At 71.8% G+C, this 17,609-nt stretch carries 11 protein-coding genes and 1 pseudogene; 9 read left to right on the top strand and 3 right to left on the bottom strand.

Translation table 11 applies throughout. The features are described from left to right. Nucleotides 1–422: 422 nt before the first annotated feature. On the bottom strand, nucleotides 423–1,037 hold the full coding sequence (locus ACF9IK_RS19465) for a tyrosine-type recombinase/integrase (RefSeq protein ID WP_395295450.1): 615 nt from the start codon (nucleotides 1,035–1,037) through the stop codon (nucleotides 423–425). Here ACF9IK_RS19465 and ACF9IK_RS19470 point away from each other — a divergent pair. From ACF9IK_RS19470 to ACF9IK_RS19510, 9 genes and pseudogenes are all read left to right on the top strand, one after another. Beyond that, nucleotides 985–1,827, top strand: coding sequence for an SDR family NAD(P)-dependent oxidoreductase (locus tag ACF9IK_RS19470; RefSeq protein WP_395295451.1), 843 nt, complete (start codon nucleotides 985–987; stop codon nucleotides 1,825–1,827). The two genes, ACF9IK_RS19465 and ACF9IK_RS19470, sit on opposite strands and share 53 nt — an antisense overlap. 33 nt (nucleotides 1,828–1,860) lie before the next feature. After that, nucleotides 1,861–2,292 (top strand): NUDIX hydrolase, encoded by a 432-nt coding sequence (locus ACF9IK_RS19475; RefSeq protein WP_395295452.1) that lies wholly within the window; start codon nucleotides 1,861–1,863, stop codon nucleotides 2,290–2,292. A gap of 211 nt (nucleotides 2,293–2,503) precedes the next feature. Then, nucleotides 2,504–2,764, top strand: coding sequence for a hypothetical protein (locus ACF9IK_RS19480; RefSeq protein WP_395295453.1), 261 nt, complete (start codon nucleotides 2,504–2,506; stop codon nucleotides 2,762–2,764). Nucleotides 2,765–3,048: 284 nt separating this feature from the next. Further along, a pseudogene (locus ACF9IK_RS19485) lies at nucleotides 3,049–3,330 on the top strand (DUF2637 domain-containing protein); the annotation flags it as partial. A 382-nt stretch (nucleotides 3,331–3,712) separates the two neighbouring features. Then, entirely contained in the window at nucleotides 3,713–4,213 is a 501-nt protein-coding gene (locus ACF9IK_RS19490; protein WP_395295454.1) for a VOC family protein, read from the top strand. A gap of 98 nt (nucleotides 4,214–4,311) precedes the next feature. Beyond that, complete coding sequence (locus ACF9IK_RS19495) at nucleotides 4,312–5,181, top strand: hypothetical protein (RefSeq protein ID WP_395295455.1); 870 nt, start codon at nucleotides 4,312–4,314, stop codon at nucleotides 5,179–5,181. Then, a complete protein-coding gene (locus tag ACF9IK_RS19500) occupies nucleotides 5,178–6,983 on the top strand; it encodes a gamma-glutamyltransferase family protein (RefSeq protein ID WP_395295456.1) in 1,806 nt (601 codons plus the stop codon). The genes ACF9IK_RS19495 and ACF9IK_RS19500 overlap by 4 nt, the downstream gene beginning before the upstream one ends. Nucleotides 6,984–7,009: 26 nt before the next feature. Further along, complete coding sequence (locus ACF9IK_RS19505; protein ID WP_395295457.1) at nucleotides 7,010–7,711, top strand: FMN-binding negative transcriptional regulator; 702 nt, start codon at nucleotides 7,010–7,012, stop codon at nucleotides 7,709–7,711. Nucleotides 7,712–7,774: 63 nt separating this feature from the next. Next, entirely contained in the window at nucleotides 7,775–8,461 is a 687-nt protein-coding gene (locus ACF9IK_RS19510; protein WP_395295458.1) for a hypothetical protein, read from the top strand. Here ACF9IK_RS19510 and ACF9IK_RS19515 read toward each other — a convergent pair. Beyond that, complete coding sequence (locus tag ACF9IK_RS19515) at nucleotides 8,446–12,264, bottom strand: non-ribosomal peptide synthetase (RefSeq protein WP_395295459.1); 3,819 nt, start codon at nucleotides 12,262–12,264, stop codon at nucleotides 8,446–8,448. The genes ACF9IK_RS19510 and ACF9IK_RS19515 overlap by 16 nt on opposite strands. Nucleotides 12,265–12,268: 4 nt before the next feature. Beyond that, nucleotides 12,269–17,212 (bottom strand): amino acid adenylation domain-containing protein, encoded by a 4,944-nt coding sequence (locus ACF9IK_RS19520; RefSeq protein WP_395295460.1) that lies wholly within the window; start codon nucleotides 17,210–17,212, stop codon nucleotides 12,269–12,271. Nucleotides 17,213–17,609 lie beyond the last annotated feature (397 nt).

The raw sequence follows: 17,609 nt of genomic DNA on the forward strand, positions 1-17,609 counted from the left end.
CCATACGGCAGGCAACAGCGACCAGCAGACGATGACTTGCACCCACGCTCCGAGCCCGAGCGTGTCGCGGACACGCTGAGACCGGATCTCCGTGTCTCCGCGTCCGAGGTACAGCGTGTGAGACGGGCCTCCTCCTCGGGACTGAGCATCCAAGGCTCAGGAGGGAGGCCGAGGAGCTGCAGGATGGCCCTTTTGGTGGGCTCGGGCAGGCTCTCGCCGGGCTGGCATTGCGTGAGCGATGCGTGAGCGGACGGGGCAGCACGTGCCGGTTCGGGCGGGATTGTGGATCAGGGTGCAACGTCCTGACCTGCGGGTTCATCACCATGTGATCGATGGCGGCAGCAGCCATCATGATCACTCCCGGGCTCGTAATGCGTAGGTCGCGGGTTCGAATCCCGCAGGCGGCTCAGTGAAGGCCCAGGTCATATAGCCCACGACCTGGGCCTTTTGCCATTCCTTGACGTGTGAGCAGGCGTCAGCGACGCGCTGCAAGATCGCTTCGGCTTCGCCCTCTTCGCGGCCTTCCGCTTGGCCTTCTCGGCTTCGGCCGCGGCGTTGGCGCGAGTCTCGGCCTCGGTCTTCCGCTGGAGGGGGACGAGCTTCGCGGCGGCCTCGGCCGCGCCCTTGGCGATCTCGGGCAGGACGCTGGTGTAGGTGCCCGACGTGATCTTGATGGAGGAGTGGCCGAGCATCTCGGACACCACCTTCATGTCGACCCCGCCGGCGCGGGCGAGCGTGGCCGCGCCGTGGCGGAGGTCGTGCCCGCGGATCGGCGGCAGCCCGGATGCGGTGATCAGTCGCGCAAACATCTCGGTGACCTTGCCAGGGTGGAGCCAGGACCCGTCCTCGTTGGTGAAGACCCGGCCGGTGTTCTTCCAGGCAGGCTCCCAGTCGTTCCGCTCCTTCCGCTGCCGCTCGCGGTGGCGCCGCAGGACGGCCACCGTGTCGTCGTCCAGCGCCACGGTCCGGAAGCTCCCGTCGGTCTTGGGGTCGGACTCCTCGACCTCCCAGCCGTCCTGCACGAGCTGGGCCGTCACGGTCAGCGAGCTTGAACTGCCCATCGCCGCCCTCCCGCTCCAAGGCAGGGTCGCCCTTGTCACCGGTGGAGCCACCGGGATCGGCGCCGCGATCAGCCGAGCCCTGGCCGCTGCCGGAGCCCCTGTCGCCGTCAACCACCTCGCGCAGATCCACCAGGCCCGCGCCGTCCTCAGCGACGTCCGCCGCGAGGGCCGCACCGGCGTCGAGGTCAGCGCCGACCTCACCGGTCCGGACGCCGTCGCCGCGATGACTAGTCAGGTCGAACCCGAACTCGGCCCGATCGACGTCCTCGTCAACAACGCCGGCGCCTACCCCCGCACCTCTTGGGAGGATCTCGGCGAGGTGGAATGGGACGGTGCCATCGAGTCCAACCTCACCATCCACTACCGCACCTGCCGAGCCATCACCCCCGGCATGACCGCTCGGCGCTGGGGCCGCATCGTCAACATCGGCAGCGTCAACGCCTGCGCCGGACGGCCCGGCCTGACCGCCTACAGTACCGCCAAGGCCGGACTGATCGGCTTCACCAGGTCGCTGGCCAGGGAACTTGGCCCGGCCGGAATCTGCGTGAACACTGTCCTCCCCGGGGCCATCCAGGTCGAGGCGGAGAACGACCTGCCCGCCCACCACCGCGCCCGACCCCAGGACCAGATCCGCCGCCAGTGCGTCCAGCGCCGGGGCCGCCCCGAGGACGTCGTCGCCGCCGCAGCGGCCTTCCTCGCCGGCCCGAGCGCGTCCTTCATCACCGGCCAGTCGTTGCACGTCGACGGCGGCTGGATCCTCCACTGACCGCCGGCACCACCTGGAAAGGAAGAGAACACCATGCAGCACCGCGTCCGCGCCGTCCTCCTCACCCCGAACAACACCACGCTGCTGATCAAGCGCATCCGCCCCGGCATCGACCCGTACTGGGTGATCGTCGGCGGCAAGATCGAACCGACCGACGCCAGCCCCGAGGACGCCCTCCGGCGTGAGGTCCGCGAGGAGATCGCCGGCGAGGCCCAGATCGTCAGCCTCCTCCACACCCTGGAGGCCGACGAGGAGCGCCAAGACTTCTACCTCGCCACGATCGACAGCTGGAGCTTCGAGGACCGTACCGGCCCCGAGTTCAGCCAGGAGGGCCGAGGCGAGTACCTCCTGGAGGAGATCCCCCTCACAATCGAGGCCCTCGACGCGATCAACCTCCTGCCGCAGGAGATCGCCTCCGTCCTCCGCGAGGCCGTCGAGCGCGGGGAACTCTTCGCAGGCAGGTAGCGCGAAGCGGGATGCGCGGCCGGCGAGACGCCTGCAAGGTGTCTGGCCGACCACGCTGGCGTACAGGACCCAGCGTCCATCCGCGCTCGCGGCTGCCGCAGCCTGGAGAGCGCCGTGGACGGGCCCGAGGCCGGCACGAGGTGCTGCTCGTTCAGGTGCTCACAAGCTTCACCTGCCCCATCCCAACTCGGTGGTACGGAAGGATGGATGGATGAGTGACTGGGAGTACGTGAAGGACAGAACCGTCACCGAGGGCGCGGTGTGGCGGTCGGCCGACGGCCTCCTCTGCAAGCGGACCGGGGGTGAGGACCTGCGGGCCGAGACCGAGTTCCAGCAGCTGGCCGCCGGCCTCGGCTACCCGGTGCCGGAGATCGTCGACAGTGGCTCGGAGGACGGACGCTACTTCGTCGTCGGGCGCGCCATCGATAGCGGCAGCAGCCATCATGATCACGCTCGGGCGCGTATTGCGTAGGTCGCGGGTTCGAATCCCGCGGGCGGCTCAGACATGGAAGGCCCGGTCAGGCACTCTGACCGGGCCTTTTGTCGTCCACGTCGTACGTCGGCGGTGGCGCGCTCGGGCCGCCCGGGTGTTCGTGGTCCAGCTGCGGTCTCCGTTCCGGTCTGCTGCGGGAAGAGCGCGTTGCCCATTCGCCGGGCCGCCTCGCAGGTGGTAGGCGTGGTGGTCTTGACGTAGCGCCGGGTCGTGATCTGCGAGTGGCCGGGGATCTCCATGATGGTGAAGGGGCTCACGCCCAGGTTGTCTACGGGGTGCGCGCCCTGCTGGTCCCGCGAACCGCACCGCTGCGGGCCCGGATCCACGTGTGGACGCTCTTCGGCGCAGCCACCGGGACGAGCCTGTGTGCCAGCGCCCTGCACACCGTCCGGCTCAACGAGCAGAACGCCACCACCGGGCTGCGGCTCGGCGGCACGGTGGTCGCGGTGCTGTCCACCATCGCCCCGCTCGCCCTGGTCGGAGCCGTCCACCTCTACATCCTCATTGCCGGAGGATCGGACAGCCCTACTGGTCGAGGCGGTCACGGTCACCGACCGGCCGACGCCGTCACGAGGCGTCACGAGGCGGCACGGGGCGGCAGCACGCAACATGAGTCCTGGTGGTCCCCGTGTCCACACACCGGGGGACGCCTCATCGTCCACCGACACCCACAACGCCTCCGGATCCGCGTCCCAGGACCGGACCTCGTCGGCGGTCAACGCGTCACGCGGACCAGACGCGGCGGCAGCATCAGCCCTATACGCCACCAACAAGTCTGATCATCATCACGTTACGTGAACGACTGGCCGTGGTGCCGGTGTCCCATAAAGCGGGGAACTCCCCGAACCGCGTTGGGGGGTCGATCATGAGGTGGCGGCAGTAGTGCCCGCGTCCGGATGCGATGTTTCCCCGCTGGAGTGATGAGACATGAGAGAGACGCCATCGGATGTCACCCTGGCGACCCAAGTCGGAGTTCCCAGGCTGCGGTTTCATCACTTCGGCGTGCAGACGACCGACCTCGAGAACAGCGTTCGCTGGTACGGGGACTTTCTCGGGTGCCGGCAGGCGTGGTCGCTCGACCAGTTCTCCGAACTGACCCGTAGCCGGCTGCCCGGGATTCGCGAGTTGACCGAGATGACTCTCGGAGACGTCCGCATTCACCTCTTCGACCGGCCCGGCCGCAAGTCCGATCCGGCCGAGAGTGCCGTGCAGTTCCAGCACCTCTGCTTCAGAGTGGACACCCCCGAGGACCTGATATGGCTTCGCCGGCGCTGGATAGAGCTCTACGAGTCCGGGCGCTACGTGTTCGCGACAGATGAGCAGCCGACTGACATCGTGATCGACGAAGACGGCGTGCAGAGCTTCTACACGTACGACGTCAACGGGCTGGAATTCGAATTCACCTTCCTGCCGGACGGGCTGTCATGAAGCCAGCCGCCAGTGGTGCGCTGTGCGACGCTCCGGCCGTCGGGCGATGGGACTTCGGGGGGTTTCCCTACGGTCTCGAACCGCTGATCCTGCCGGCGGTGGGGGATCCCGACGGCCCGGCGGACGCAGCTCCGGCCTGGGACTACGCCGAGAGCTGCCGGCGCCTGGCCGATCTCGGCGAGCGCGGCCTGCTGACGCCCGAGGTCGAGCCGTGTGAATCGCCGGACGAGCTGTTCTGGTTCCGGTGGCTCACCGGGCACCAGGTGTGCTTCGTCGTGTGGCGGCTGATCGCTCAGCTCGTGGACGACCTCGACCAGGGACGCCGGCCGGCCGACGAGGTGCTGCCGCAGATCAGCCACTACGTGGACGGCTACTCCGCGATGCTGCTCTACACCGGCTCGTGCCCGCCCGACGTCTACGACGTTCTGATCCGGCCGAGCATGCGGCTGCGGCACCGTGCGTTCAGCGGCGCCTGGGCGCCGGACTACTGGCCGATCCGGGACCTCTTCCGCCGCCGTCGGCTGCCCGGGATCTCCGACACCGACGCCGGCGGACTGCTGGACGCCATCAGCCTGCTACACCTCGTCCACGACGGGGTCGCCGCGCGTCTGGTCGCCAACGGTCGGTCGCTGCTGCGCGAGGCCGCCGTCCGCAGTCCCGGCCACCGGGCCGCAGGGCTGATCTACGACTCCTATTTCACGACGCTGCGGGCGCCGGTTCCCCGGCACGAGGTCGTGGCCCAGCTGCTGCGCCGACTCGTGGCGATCGCCCAGGACGTCACCGCGAACGGGCTGTACGCGGCGGGTGACGCCGACGAACGGCCGACCGAGCTCCAGAAGCCCGAAGTGGTCAAGTGCGAGAACAGCCTCGTCGACATCCTGCTGGGCGTCGCCCAACACGCATGCGGCATTCCGTCCCAGCCGCTGCCCACCTTCCGTACGAAGCCTGGCCGAGGAGTTAGTCGATGACCGTCCTGCGACCGGCGCTGACCGGAACCCTCGGCGGCGTGTCCGCGACGCACTGGCTCGCGTCCGCCGTCGGTATGGGCATCCTGGAGCGCGGCGGCAACGCCTTCGACGCGGCGGTGGCCGCCGGGTTCGCCCTGCAGATCGTCGAACCGCACTCGAACGGGCCGGGGGGCGACGTCGTGATCGCCGTCTACTCGCGCTCGACCGGCGAGGTCCGCATCATCTGCGGCCAGGGCCCGATGCCGCAGGCGGCGAGCATCGACGCGTTCGGTGCGCTCGGCATCAAGCAGATACCGGCGGGCGGCCTGCTGCCGGCGACCGTGCCGGGAGCCTTCGGGGCCTGGATGCGGCTGCTCGGCGAGTTCGGCACCATGCCGCTGGAGTCCGTCCTCGAACCGGCGATCGGATACGCCTCCAGCGGCTACCCGTTGCTGCCCGCGGCCGCGTCGACGATCGGGGCGATGGCCGACCTGTTCCGGACGGAGTGGACCGATTCGGCCCGCACCTACCTGCCGGGCGGCGCGGTTCCGGCGGCCGGGTCCCGGATGCGCAACGAGGCGCTGGCCGACACCTATCGACGGCTGGTCCGCGAGGCGCGGGCGAAGTCGTCGAACCGGGAGGCCCAGATCGAGGCGGCTCACATCGCCTTCTACCAGGGCTTCGTCGCCGACGCGATCGACCGCTTCGCGCGGACCAGCGAGGTGTTCGACTCGACCGGCCGGCGCCATCGCGGCCTGCTGAACGGCGACGACCTGGCAACCTGGCGGCCGGGCGTCGAGGCCGCGTGCTCGCTGCCGTACGGCGAGTTCACCGTCCACAAGGCGGGACCCTGGTCCCAGGGCCCGGTGTTCCTGCAGCAGTTGGCCCTCCTGCAGGGGTGCGACCTGCGTGCCATGGGGCTGGGCAGCGGCGAGTACATCCACACCGTCGCCGAGGCGGCCAAGCTCGCGATGGCCGACCGGGAGGCGTGGTACGGCGACCCGGACCACACGCCGGTGCCGCTGGCCGAGCTCCTGGCGGCCGAGTACTCCGCCGAGCGGCGCTCGCTCATCGGCGAGCAGGCGAACCTCGATCCGCAGCCGGGACGGCCGGGCGGCGCCGAGGGCTGGATCCCGCAGGCGGCGCCGGAGGAGCCGGGCGCGGAGGAGCCGGAGTGGATGACCCATCTGCGCAGCGGCCTGCCCACCGTCACCCCGATCGGTCCGCGGGCCGGCGCCGGGAACACCTGCACGGTGGCCGTCGCCGACGCGTGGGGGAACCTGGTCGTCGCCGTGCCCAGCGGTGGCTGGCTCAAGAGCTCGCCGGTGATCCCGGAACTCGGTTTCGCGCTCGGCACCCGGGGCCAGACCGCGTGGCTCACCGAGGGACACCCCAACTCGCTCGCGCCCGGACGGCGTCCCCGCACCACGCTGAGCCCCAGCATCGTGCTGCGCGGCGGCGAGCCGTTCCTGGCCTTCGGTACTCCGGGCGGTGACCAGCAGGACCAGTGGACGCTCCACGCGTTCCTCGCAGTCGCCGAGTTCGGATGCGAACTGCAGGCGGCGGCCGAGCTGCCCGCCTGGCACATCGACCACTTCCCGCAGTCGTTCGCACCGCGCACCTCGCGGCCGGGCGTGGTGGTCGTGGAGCGCTCGTTCGACCCCGCCGTGCTCGCCCTGCTGGAGAAGAAGGGCCACCGGCTCGACGTGGTGCCGGAGGGCACGCTCGGCAAGGTCTGCTCCGCCGGTGTCGACCCGGTCACCGGTTTCCTGCGGGCCGCAGCCGGTCCGCGCGGCCGCCAGGCGTACGCGGTGTGCCGTTAAATTTCCGATCACGTGAGGCGGTAGCCATGTTCGTGCCCAGCCACTACCAGATCCAGGACGAGGACTGGCACCGCCGGATCATCGACGGCCACCCGCTGGCGACGCTCACCACCAACGGTGCGGCCGTGCCGTGGGCGTCGCGCCTGCCGGCCCTCGTCGCTCCGGGCCAGCCCCAGTCCGGCCCGCTCACCGGCACGGAGCTCTTCGGCCATCTCAACCGCGCCAACCCGCACTGGAAGGCGCTGGCCGACGGCACGTACGCCCGGCTGATGTTCGACGGGCCGGGCGGATTCGTCACCCCGGCGGTCTACCCCGGCGACCCGTCCGCCCCGACGTGGAACTTCGCGGCCGTGCACGTCTGCGGGCGGATCCAGCTGATCCACGAGCCGGAGGAGACGCTCGAGGTCGTCCGGTGGACGGCCGAGCGCCTGGAGCAGCGCTTCGGCGCCGGCTGGGACCAGACCGCATCGGTCGACTACTTCCGCCAGATCCTGCCCGGCGTCGGTGCCTTCCGGCTCCGGATCGACGCGGTGGAGGGGTTGTTCAAGTTCAGCCAGGAGAAGCCGGCGGACGTCCAGGAGTCGGTGATCCGGCGCTACGAGGCCGATGACAGCGGCACCGGTCGGCCGATCGCCCGGATGATGCGCGAGGCCGGGATGGGGCAGCCGGCCGGGGCCGGACGGCCCGGTCTGACGCCGGACGCCGCCGCGGGGGTCTGCCCGTTCTGACCGGTCCCGGATCGCCGAACGATCGGTCGACCACAGTGTGCGGCACGTCGTAACGTCCGAGGCATGGCACTCATCGCTCACACCGCCCAGGCGCTCTCCACCGAGACGCTGAACCAGTTGCGTTCGGCCGTCGCGACGGCAACTCGGCCCGAACGCCTGGGCGGCCGCAGCCCCTATCACTACACCTTCTGGTACCCGCTGGGGACGCCGCCACGCAATCTGGTCGAGGCGGCCGTCCGGGACCGTCTCGTGCACCACATCCCCGCCGAGGTGCGGGCGGCCGCCGTCGGCGTCGAGTGGTGGCTCGGTCGGCTGTCTCCGCCGTACGCCCCGAACTTCGAATTCGGTCTGCACCGTGACATCGGCGAGGATCCGGAGACCGGTGCGCTGGAGTCCCCGATGCTGTCCAGCGTCATGTATCTGAACGACGTGGACGACGGCCCGCTGGTGGTCTTCGGCGGTGAGCCCTCGCCGGAGGCGCAGGACCGGGAGTTCGTCTTCCCGGCCGAGAACCTCTACGTCACGTTCCCGGGCCATCTGTGGCACTCCGTCGGCAGCCGACGCGACGTGCTCCAGGAACCGTCAGCCGTTCCCGAGCATCGGGAACGGCTGACGGTTCTGGTGAACTGGTGGCCCTACCAGCCGGGTGACGTCGCCGCCGAGCCGATGAAGCAGGTCGCCGCGCCGTACGACGGGTCGATGTACCCCGAGCTGCAGGCGGCGGTCACCGGCTCTCAGATCTCCTCGTAACCCATCCGCCGGGTGATGGCGTCCTTCATCGCCGTGGCCAGCTGGTCCACGTTCTCGCGGTCGAACAGGCTCAGGTGGCTGCCCTTGACCTCGGTGCTCTCCAGTTCGGCGACGAAGGCGCCCCACCCGCGGTCGTCGTCCATGTAACCCGCGGGGAACCCCGGCGCGTCGGCGGGCAGCGGGTCGCTGGCGCGCAGCAGTTCCACCTCGGCCGGGTAGAACTCCGGCCAGTAGTCGAGGAACGCGGCGCGGTTGCGCTCGACCATCCCGGTCAGCTCGGCCAGCGCCGTGGCGGCGCCGGGCTCGGCGCCCTCCAGGCGCAGCACGTCGAGTGCCAGGCACGCGTCCCGCACCTCGGCGGCCTCCTCCGCCGAGGACATGAACGAGGGCGGCGCCCAGGTGTCGAGCAGCAGCGTCGCGGCGACCCGCTCGCCGCGCAGCAGCCAGTTCCGGGCCATCTCGACCGCCACACAGCCGCCCATCGACCAGCCGGCGAGCACGACGGGGGCGACGCCGCGCACCGCGTCGACGGCGGCCGCGTACCGGGCGGCGATCTCCTCGACCGTCGCCGGTGCGTCGTCCGGCAGCGACTGCAGGGCGTACACCGAGAACTCCCCGCCGAGCCGCTGGGCCACCTCGTGGAAGGGCAGCGCCGAACCACTCGCCGCGTGCACGAACACCACCAGCGGCGCGCCGGGGGTGTCGACCAGGTTGATCAGGTGGCCCTCGGGCGCCGGAGCGGCTTGCGCCGTACCCAGCGTGGCCGCCAGTTCGCGCACCCTCGGGCCGGTGAAGACGTCCTGGACGGACGGCCGCAGTCCGAGCCGGCTCGCGCATTCCTCGATCAGCTTGAACACCAGCAGCGAATGGCCACCCAGCTCGAAGAAGCTGTCGGTGACGCTGACCGCGTCCCGGCGCAGGAGCCGGGCGTAGATCGCGGCCAGGCGGGCCTCCAGCTCGGTCTCCGGAGCGACGAACCCCTCGTCCTCGACGGGTGCGCCGTCGCTGCGCAGGTCGAGCAGCGCGGCGACGTCGATCCGGCCGTCGTCGGTGCGGAGGATCCGGTCCACCACGGTGACGCTGCCCGGCACAAGATAGCCGGGCAGCTGCCGGGCGGCGCCGTCGGCGAGCTCCGTCGCCGACAGAGTCCGGCCGCCGGCCGGCACCACGAAGGCGGCGAGGCCGCCCTCCGGCGCCGCGGTGACCGCGCACAGGGCCACCCCGCCCTGGCCGGTGAAGGCCGCCTCGACGGCGGCCCGGTCGACGCGCATGCCGTGGACCGTGATCTGCCGGTCGACCGGGCCCAGGTGTTCCAGCGCACCGTCCTCGCGGCGTCGGCAGAGTTCGCCGGTGCGCACCATGCGTGCGCCGGGCACGCCGAAGGGGTCGGCCACGAACTGCTCCGCGGTCGGCGCGGACAGCCCGTGGTAGCCGCGGGCCGCGCCGGCCCCGCCGACGTACAGCTCGCCGACGACGCCGACCGGCGCCGGCTCCAGCGTCTCGTCCAGCACGTACAGGGCGCGGTGGGCCGGTTGCCGGCCCTTCTCGGTGACCCGGCCGGTGTCCGGCCATCCCTGCCACGTGATGACGTCGCCGGGGAAGCCGGCGACGGTCACCGGTTCGCCGCCGCAGAAGATCCGGCGCAGCGACCCGCCGCCGGCGCCGTCCAGCGGCACCGACGGCCTCGTCCACAGGGTGGTGACGCGGTACGTGTCGAGGTGTTCCAGCAGGGTCCGCGGGTCCTGGTGCGCCTCGGGCCGGCAGAGGGTGACCGTGCCGCCGTACGACAGCGGCCAGAACGCGCCGTCGGGGGTCTCCGGGAGCACCACCTCGCCAGCGGCAAGGGGATGGCTGCGCTGCAGTTCCGCCACCTCGGCCAGCTCCCCGGCGACGGAACGGGCGACGGCCCCCGGCCGGCCGGGGGCGCGGACCAGGCGGAGCAGGTCGTACCCGGCTTCCGGGGTCGGCGGGTCGTCGGTGGACGCCTCGGCCCACCGCTCGGCGTCCGCGAACGAGACCACCCGCCAGGATCCGGCCGGCACCTGGGCCGCAGTCGCCCGATCGGTGATCACCAGCTCCGGAGCGGCGTCGGCCAGGTGCTCCGGCGCGATCGCCGTGTACGGGGCGCCGAGCTTGGCCGCGGCGTACCGGGCGACGATCTGGTCGGCGCCCTGGGCGAGGCACAGCGCCAGGACCGTGCCGGGCCGGACTCCGGCGTCGCGCAGGATCCACGCCAGCCGGTTGGCACGGGTGTTGAGCTCCGCGTAGCTCACCGCGCCTTCGCCGGTGTGGACCGCCACCGCGGCCGGGGTGCGGCGGGCCTGCTCCTCGAAGGGCTGTGCCATCGTCCGGTACCGGATGTCCGGCTGCCCGGATCCGGCCAGCTCGCGCAGGCTGCGCTCCCGTTCGGCCGGTGCGAGCAGCGGCAGCTCGAACGCCCGTGCGTCGGGTTGCCCGGCGCCCTCGGCCAGCAGGCTCTCCAGGACCCCGGCGAAGCGCAGGGCGGTCGACCTCTCGAACAGGCCGGCGTCGTAGATCAGGACGCCGCTCATCCCGTCCCGGTCGCTGAACAGGCTCACGGCCAGGTCCCACATCGCGGCGTTCGTGTCCAGCTCGGAGCCCAGGTCGGCGGTGCCGCCCGCGCCGGTCGACTGCACGTTGACCATGGTCTGGAACACCGCCTGCACCCCGTCCAGCCGGGGCAGGGCCAGTTCTGCCACCACCTGGTCGAAGGGCACCGCCTGGTGGTCGTGGGCCTCCAGGACGGTCTGGTGCACCCGGCGGACGACCTCGCGGAACGTGGGGTGGCCGCTCAGGTCGGTGCGCAGCGGCGCCGACTTCACGAAACAGCCGATGATCGTCTCGGCGACCTCGTGGTCCCGGCCGGCCAGCGGGGCGCCGACGATGATGTCCCGCTGCCCGGTCATCCGGGCAAGGAACAGCTTGTACGCGGCCATGAGGACGACGAACAGGGTGACCCCCTCGTCCGCCGCCAGCTGCTGCAGGCGGGCCAGTGCCGGGCCGGGGACCGTGAGTGGCACGGTGCCCCCGGACCGCCTCGACTGGGCCGGCCGCGGATGGTCCCTCGGCAGGTCCAGCACCGGCAGGTCGCCGGCCAGCTTTCCGGTCCAGTAGGACAGGTCGCGCTGGGCCGCCGTCTCGTCGGCGTTCTCCTGCTCCCAGGCCACGTAGTCGAGGAAGCCGACCGGCGGGGCCGGATCGAGCGGGCGGCCGGCCAGCAGGGCGTCGAGCTCGGCGACGACCATCATCCGGGACAGTCCGTCGATGACGATGTGGTGGAAGTTGACCGCCAGCATGGTCCGGTCGCCGGGCAGGGCGAACCCGATGATCTGGAAGAAGCACGGCCCGTCGAGCGGGAACGGGCGCCGAGCGGCCTCGTTGCCGCTCCCGGTCGCCCGTGCCTCCGCCTCCTCGGCCGACAGGTGCCGCAGGTCGTGCCAGGTCACCGGCGGCTCGATCGGGCCGTCGTCCTGCTGCACCGGCACACCGTCGAGCTCGAACATCCTTACCCGCAGGACGTCATGACGGGCCATCAGCTCCACTGTGGCCGCGCGCAGCGTCGGGAGGTCGAGTGCCCGGTCCAGGGTCCGCAGCTCCGGCAGGCTGTACTCGCTGGTGTCCGGGTACTGGCGGCAGGAGAACCAGATCCTCGCCTGCGGCGGGTTGAGCGGCACCGGGGTGCCCTGCGGTACCGGTGTGATGTGCGGGCCCCGCGTCGCGGTGCTCCGCTCGCGCAGCAGCTTCATGAGCATCTGCTGCTTGTCCACGTTCAGTGCGGTCATCGGATCAGCCCTCCTGGCTGTCGCGCTGCGCGGTGTCGTCGTCGGACAGCGCGGTCAACTCGGCGATCAGCGCCTTCTCCAGGTGTTCGGCCACACCCGCGATGGTCGGCGCGCTGAAGAACTGTCGTACGGTGACCGCCACTCCGAACCGGGTCTTGACCCGGTGCAGCATCTGCAGGGCCGACAGCGAGCTGCCGCCTGCCTCGAAGAAGTTCTGCAGCCGGCCGATCTCCTCGATGTTCAGCAGGCCGCACCACACTTCGGCGAGCTGCGACTCGATCAGCGAGGCGGCCTCGGAGACCCCGGCTCGTGCCCCGCGGTCCTGCGCGGTCGGTGCCGGCAGTGCCTGCCGGTCGACCTTGCCGGACGGGGTGAGCGGCAGCGCGGCCAGCTTCACGTACACCGCCGGCAAGAGGTACCGGGAGAGGTAGCCGGTCGCGTACTCCGCCACCTCGGGGACGACGGCGTCGGGTCCCACCAGGTAGGCGACGATCTCCTTGGTGCCGGGCTCGTCCTCCCGGATCCGCACGGCCGCCTGTTCGACCGACGGGTGGCGGCGCAGCACCTCCTCGATCTCGCCGGGCTCCACCCGTACGCCCCGGACCTTGGCCTGGCCGTCGGACCGCCCGGCGTAGTGCAGCAGGCCGTCGTCGTCCCGGACGGCCAGGTCGCCGGTGCGGTACAGCCGCTCTCCCGGCGTCACGGGCCAGGGGTGCGGCAGGAACCGTTCCGCGGTGAGGTCCGGTCGGCCGAGGTAGCCGCGGGCCAGGCCGTCCACGCCCGCGACGTAGAGCTCGCCCACCACGCCCGGGGCCACGGGCTGCAGAGCCTCGTCGAGCACGAACAACCGGTAGCCGTTCACCGCCCGGCCCATCGGGACGCTGCCGCCGCCCGGCCAGTCGCGGCCGCTCCACAGCGCGACCTCCGAGGTCTCCGTCTGGCCGTACGCGTTGTCCAGCCGGACATCGAAGTGGGTGGCGAACCGCCGCAGCAACGCGGCCGGGACCGCCTCGCCGGAGGTCTGCACGCGATCGAGCCCCGGGTACCGGGTGGCGTCGACCGTGGCCAGATACATGTCCAGCATCGACGGGACGAAGTGGGCGACCACGGTGTCCGGTGTGGCGAGCGACTCGGCCAGGTACGGCACATCCGTCTCGGTGCCGGCCTCGGCCAGCAGGACCGTCGCGCCGGCCCCGAGCGTCGCGAAGATCTCCCAGATCGCGACGTCGAAGATCAGCGGGGTCTTGTGCACCACCCGCAGGCCCGGGCCCAGCTCGTAGCGCCGGGCGATCCACTCCACCCGCGAGGCCGCGCAGCCGTGATCGATGATCACGCCCTTGGGCCGGCCGGTCGACCCGGACGTGTAGTAGACGAACGCCGTGTTGCGGGGGTGGATCCCGACAGCCGGTCCGCCCTCCGGGGCGTCCGCAGCCGGGTCGATGACCGGCACGTGCTCCAGACCGGCCGGCACCGTGGACGCGACCACCGCGGCCATCGCGGAGTCGGCGGCGATCCACCGCAGCCGCTCGGCCGGGTACCCGGCGTCCAGTGGCACGAACCCGGCACCGGCGCGAAGCACCCCGAGCACCGCGGCGATCGAGGCGACCGAGCGTTCGACGCAGACCCCCACCAGCGCCTCCGGACCGATGCCGGTGGCGGCCAGTGCGGCCGCGATCGCCTCTGCCCGGGCGTCGAGCTCGGCATAGCTCACCGCGCGCGTCCCGGCCTGCACGGCGACCGCGGACGGGTCGCGGGCCAGCGCCGTGCGGAAGCCGTCGTGCAACAGCGTGTCGGCGGCGATGCGGTCCCGGTGGTCGGCATTGATCGCGGCCAGCTGGGCGGTGGCCGCGTCGCGCGGCAGCAGCGGCAACTCGGCCAGCCGCGCCGACGGGTCCGCGAGCGCCGATTCGAGGAGCGTCACCAGGGCGTCCTGCCAGCGGTCGGCGGACGGGCGGTCGAAGCGGCGGCCGGCGTACTCCACCTCGCCGGTGACCCCGCCGGTGTCCAGCCGCAGCGTGCAGGTCAGTGCCATCTTGGCGGTGCCCGAGTGGATCAGCTGTTCGGTGATCTCAAGGCCGTCGATCGCACCCTCGTCGTCCACCGGGGTGGACTGCAGGACGAACATGGTCTGGAAGAGCGGGTTCTCGGTGGCGTCCGCACCCTGGGAGATGCCGCCGGCCATCTCCGAGAACGGCAGGTCCTGCCGGGACAGTGCCCCGGCCAGTGCCGCATCGGTGCGCTCCACCAGCTCCCGGAAACTCATCCGGGGGGTGAACCGCATGCGGAGCGGCACGGTGTTCACCAGGTATCCGATCAACTCCTCGGTGCCTGCCCGTCCCCGGCCGGCCATCGGAACACCGACCACGATGTCGTCGGCGCCTTCGGTCATCCGGTGCAGCGTGGCGAGGAAGCCGGCGAGCAGCACGCCGAACGGGGTCGACCCGCAGGTCCGGGCCACGTCCTCGACCTGGGCCGGGCCGAGCCCGCCGAGCCTGAGCGGTATCGAGAACCCGGACTGCCCCGGCGCCCCGGTCGGCCGGCCCGGCTCCACCACCGGTGCGTCGCCGGACAGCCGGTCCGTCCAGTAGCGCCGCTGCCCGGCCGCTTCCTCCGAGGCCAGCCAGCGCTCCTGCCAGGCGACGTAGTCGGCGTACCGCACGGAGGGCTCGGGCAGAGAGCGGCCCTGGTACAGCGCGGCGAATTCGCGCCGGAACACCCCGAGCGACCAGGCGTCGAAGGCGCTGTGGTGCACGTCGAGCAGCCAGAGGTGGTTCTCGTCGTCGACCCGGTAGCAGAAGGAACGCAGCAACGGGCCGGTGGACAGGTCGAACGGCCGGGCCGCATCCGCCTCGGCCCGGCGTGTCGCGGCGGCGCGGTCGGCCACCGCCGTCACCCGGGTGCGGACCGGCGCCGGCGGCTGGAGGCGGGCCCGAACCAGGCCGTCGCGCTCCGCGAGGGTGGTGCGCAGTGCCTCGTGCCGGGCCAGCAGTTCGGTGAGCGCGGCGTCCATCCGGTCGACGTCGAGCGGGCCGGAGATCCAGTACCCGAAGGGCACGGCGTACGTCGCCGCGCCGTCGTGCAGCTTGTCCAGGTACCAGAGGGCGGCCTGGCCACGGGACACCGGCCGCCACTCCTCGCGCCCGCCGGTCGGCGTGACGGCCCCCAGGCCGGGTTCGTACCGCGGCGCGCGGTCCACCAGTGCGGTGATGCCGGCCACGGTCGGGTCCGAGCGCAGCTGCTCGAAGGTCAGCGCCGCACCGGTGACCTGGGCTATGCGGCTGAGCAACTGCAGTCCGCGCAAGGAGTCGCCGCCCACCGCGAAGAAGTCCTCGTCGGCGCCCGGCATCCGGCCCAGCACGTCCGCGACGAGGCCCGCGACGGTCTGCTCCGGGGTGGACGGTGCGACCGGGCCGGGCCGGTCGGCGGCGGCCGGCGGCGGCAGCTGGGACGGGACGACCTTGCCGCTCAGCGAGGACCGCGGGATTCGGTCCAGCCGCACGATGGTCGCCGGGACCATGACGGCGGGCAGTCGGCCGGCCAGCTCGGTCCGGAGAGCGGCCTCCGCATCCGGTGCCGCGTCCGCCTCGACGTACGCCACCAGGCGCGCGCCGGAGACCGGGTCCTCGGTCGCGACCACGACGGCGTCGCGGACGCCGGCGCAGGCCCGTACGGCGTTCTCCACCTGGCCGGGCTCGATCCGGAACCCGCGGATCTTCACCTGGCGATCCGAGCGGCCGAGGAACTGCAGGTTCCCGTCGGGCAGCCGCGCGGCCCGGTCACCGGTCTTGTACATCCGCGTGCCGGGCGGCCCGAACGGGTCCGGGCCGAACCGGTCGGCGGTGGCCGCGGGCGCGCCCAGGTAGCCGCGGGCCAGCCCGAAGCCGGCGATCCACACGTCCCCCGGTTCACCGTCGGCCACCGGCGTCAGGTCGTCGTCGAGCAGGTGCACGGTCACCCCGGGCAGCGGCCGGCCGATCGGCACGAGTCCGGTGTCGGGCAGCTTCGCCGGGCCCGGACGGTACGTGGTGCAGCTGATCGTGGTCTCGGTGGGCCCGTAGTCGGCGACGAAGTCCACCGGTCGCGAGCCGACGACCTCCGTCCAGGCGGCGAGCTTGTCCATGCGGATCTTGTCACCGCCGATGAAGACCGTGCGCAACGTCCCGGGAAGCGCCACCACCCCGGCCCGGAGGTCGTCCGTCCACTGGTGCCAGTACGCGCTCGGCAGGCTCACCACGGTCACGCCGCGCGCCGTGATCAGCTCGGTCAGCTCGACGCTCGTCGGGCGCGGCGCGTCAGGCAGCACGACCGTCCCGCCGGCGAGCCAGACCGGCAGCGTCTCCTCCAGCGAGGCGTCGATGGCCATCGAGGTGAACTGGAGGAACCGGTCGGTCGGCTTCAGCTCCAACTCGGCCCGGATCGCGGCGGCGTGGCCGGCCAGCGAGGCGTGCGAGATCCCGACGGGCTTCGGCCGGCCCGTGGAGCCGGAGGTGAACATGCAGTAGGCCAGGTTGTCCGGCGACATCGCCGGCGTCGCGCCGTCGGCCGGGGCCGTGCCGGTCAGGGCGGCCAGCTCGTCCAGCGCCACGACCGAGAAGCCGGAACCGGTCGGCACCGGACCGGATCCGGCTTGCAGCAGCAGTTCCACCCCGGCGTCGGCCAGCATCGAGGCGGCCAGTTCGGCGGGGAGCGCGGTGTCGAGCGGGACGTAGACGCCACCGGCCTTCCAGATGGCGAGCAGCGTCACCAGCCAGCGTGCCGACTGGTCGACGGCCAGCCCGACCCGGACCTCGGGGCGCACACCCCGTTCGACGAGCAGGCCGGCCAGCTGCCCCGCCTGCTCGTCTAGTTGGGCGTAGCTCAGGACTCCGTCACAGGAGATGACCGCGGGCGCGGTCGGCGTCCGAGCCGCCTGCGCCTCGATCAGATGGTGTACGCAGAGAATGGACATGAATAGCCTGCCTCCGTATCCGAAAGGGCGTGAATCGCGCACGGGGAACGGGGATCTGCCACCGTGTCCAACTGTGTGAGATGCGCGGTCAGACAATGCCTAGAGCAGTACCCAAGCAGGCTAGACCGGGACTTCGCAGGTGGGGAAACGCTCCGCCGTCGATGCGCAGCCGGTGGCCCTGATGCACGTTCACGAGGTGGATGCTGCTGGTGATCTCCGCTGGTGAGGGTGAGGCTCCTGTCGATCACCTGCCATGGCGCTTCCGGCAGCTCCGTCGGCACGTGAGCAACGGAACTCCGACCCGTCTTCCATGAAGGTCACCGACCGCAGCCGAAGTGTGAAGCATCGCCGGCTCCTTGGCGGGGAGCCCACGCCAAGGGGCCGGCGACGGGTGGCC

It is taken from the genome of Kitasatospora hibisci (assembly GCF_043950205.1).
In the GTDB taxonomy this organism is placed as follows: domain Bacteria; phylum Actinomycetota; class Actinomycetes; order Streptomycetales; family Streptomycetaceae; genus Kitasatospora; species Kitasatospora hibisci.

Excerpts from the sequence above, each read along its gene's own strand:
- ACF9IK_RS19475 (WP_395295452.1), top strand. The coding sequence starts at position 1,861 with ATGCAGCACCGCGTCCGCGCCGTCCTCCTCACCCCGAACAACACCACG.
- ACF9IK_RS19480 (WP_395295453.1), top strand. The coding sequence starts at position 2,504 with ATGAGTGACTGGGAGTACGTGAAGGACAGAACCGTCACCGAGGGCGCG.
- ACF9IK_RS19490 (WP_395295454.1), top strand. The coding sequence starts at position 3,713 with ATGAGAGAGACGCCATCGGATGTCACCCTGGCGACCCAAGTCGGAGTT.
- ACF9IK_RS19500 (WP_395295456.1), top strand. The coding sequence starts at position 5,178 with ATGACCGTCCTGCGACCGGCGCTGACCGGAACCCTCGGCGGCGTGTCC.
- ACF9IK_RS19505 (WP_395295457.1), top strand. The coding sequence starts at position 7,010 with ATGTTCGTGCCCAGCCACTACCAGATCCAGGACGAGGACTGGCACCGC.
- ACF9IK_RS19510 (WP_395295458.1), top strand. The coding sequence starts at position 7,775 with ATGGCACTCATCGCTCACACCGCCCAGGCGCTCTCCACCGAGACGCTG.
- ACF9IK_RS19515 (WP_395295459.1), bottom strand. The coding sequence starts at position 12,264 with ATGACCGCACTGAACGTGGACAAGCAGCAGATGCTCATGAAGCTGCTG.
- ACF9IK_RS19520 (WP_395295460.1), bottom strand. The coding sequence starts at position 17,212 with ATGTCCATTCTCTGCGTACACCATCTGATCGAGGCGCAGGCGGCTCGG.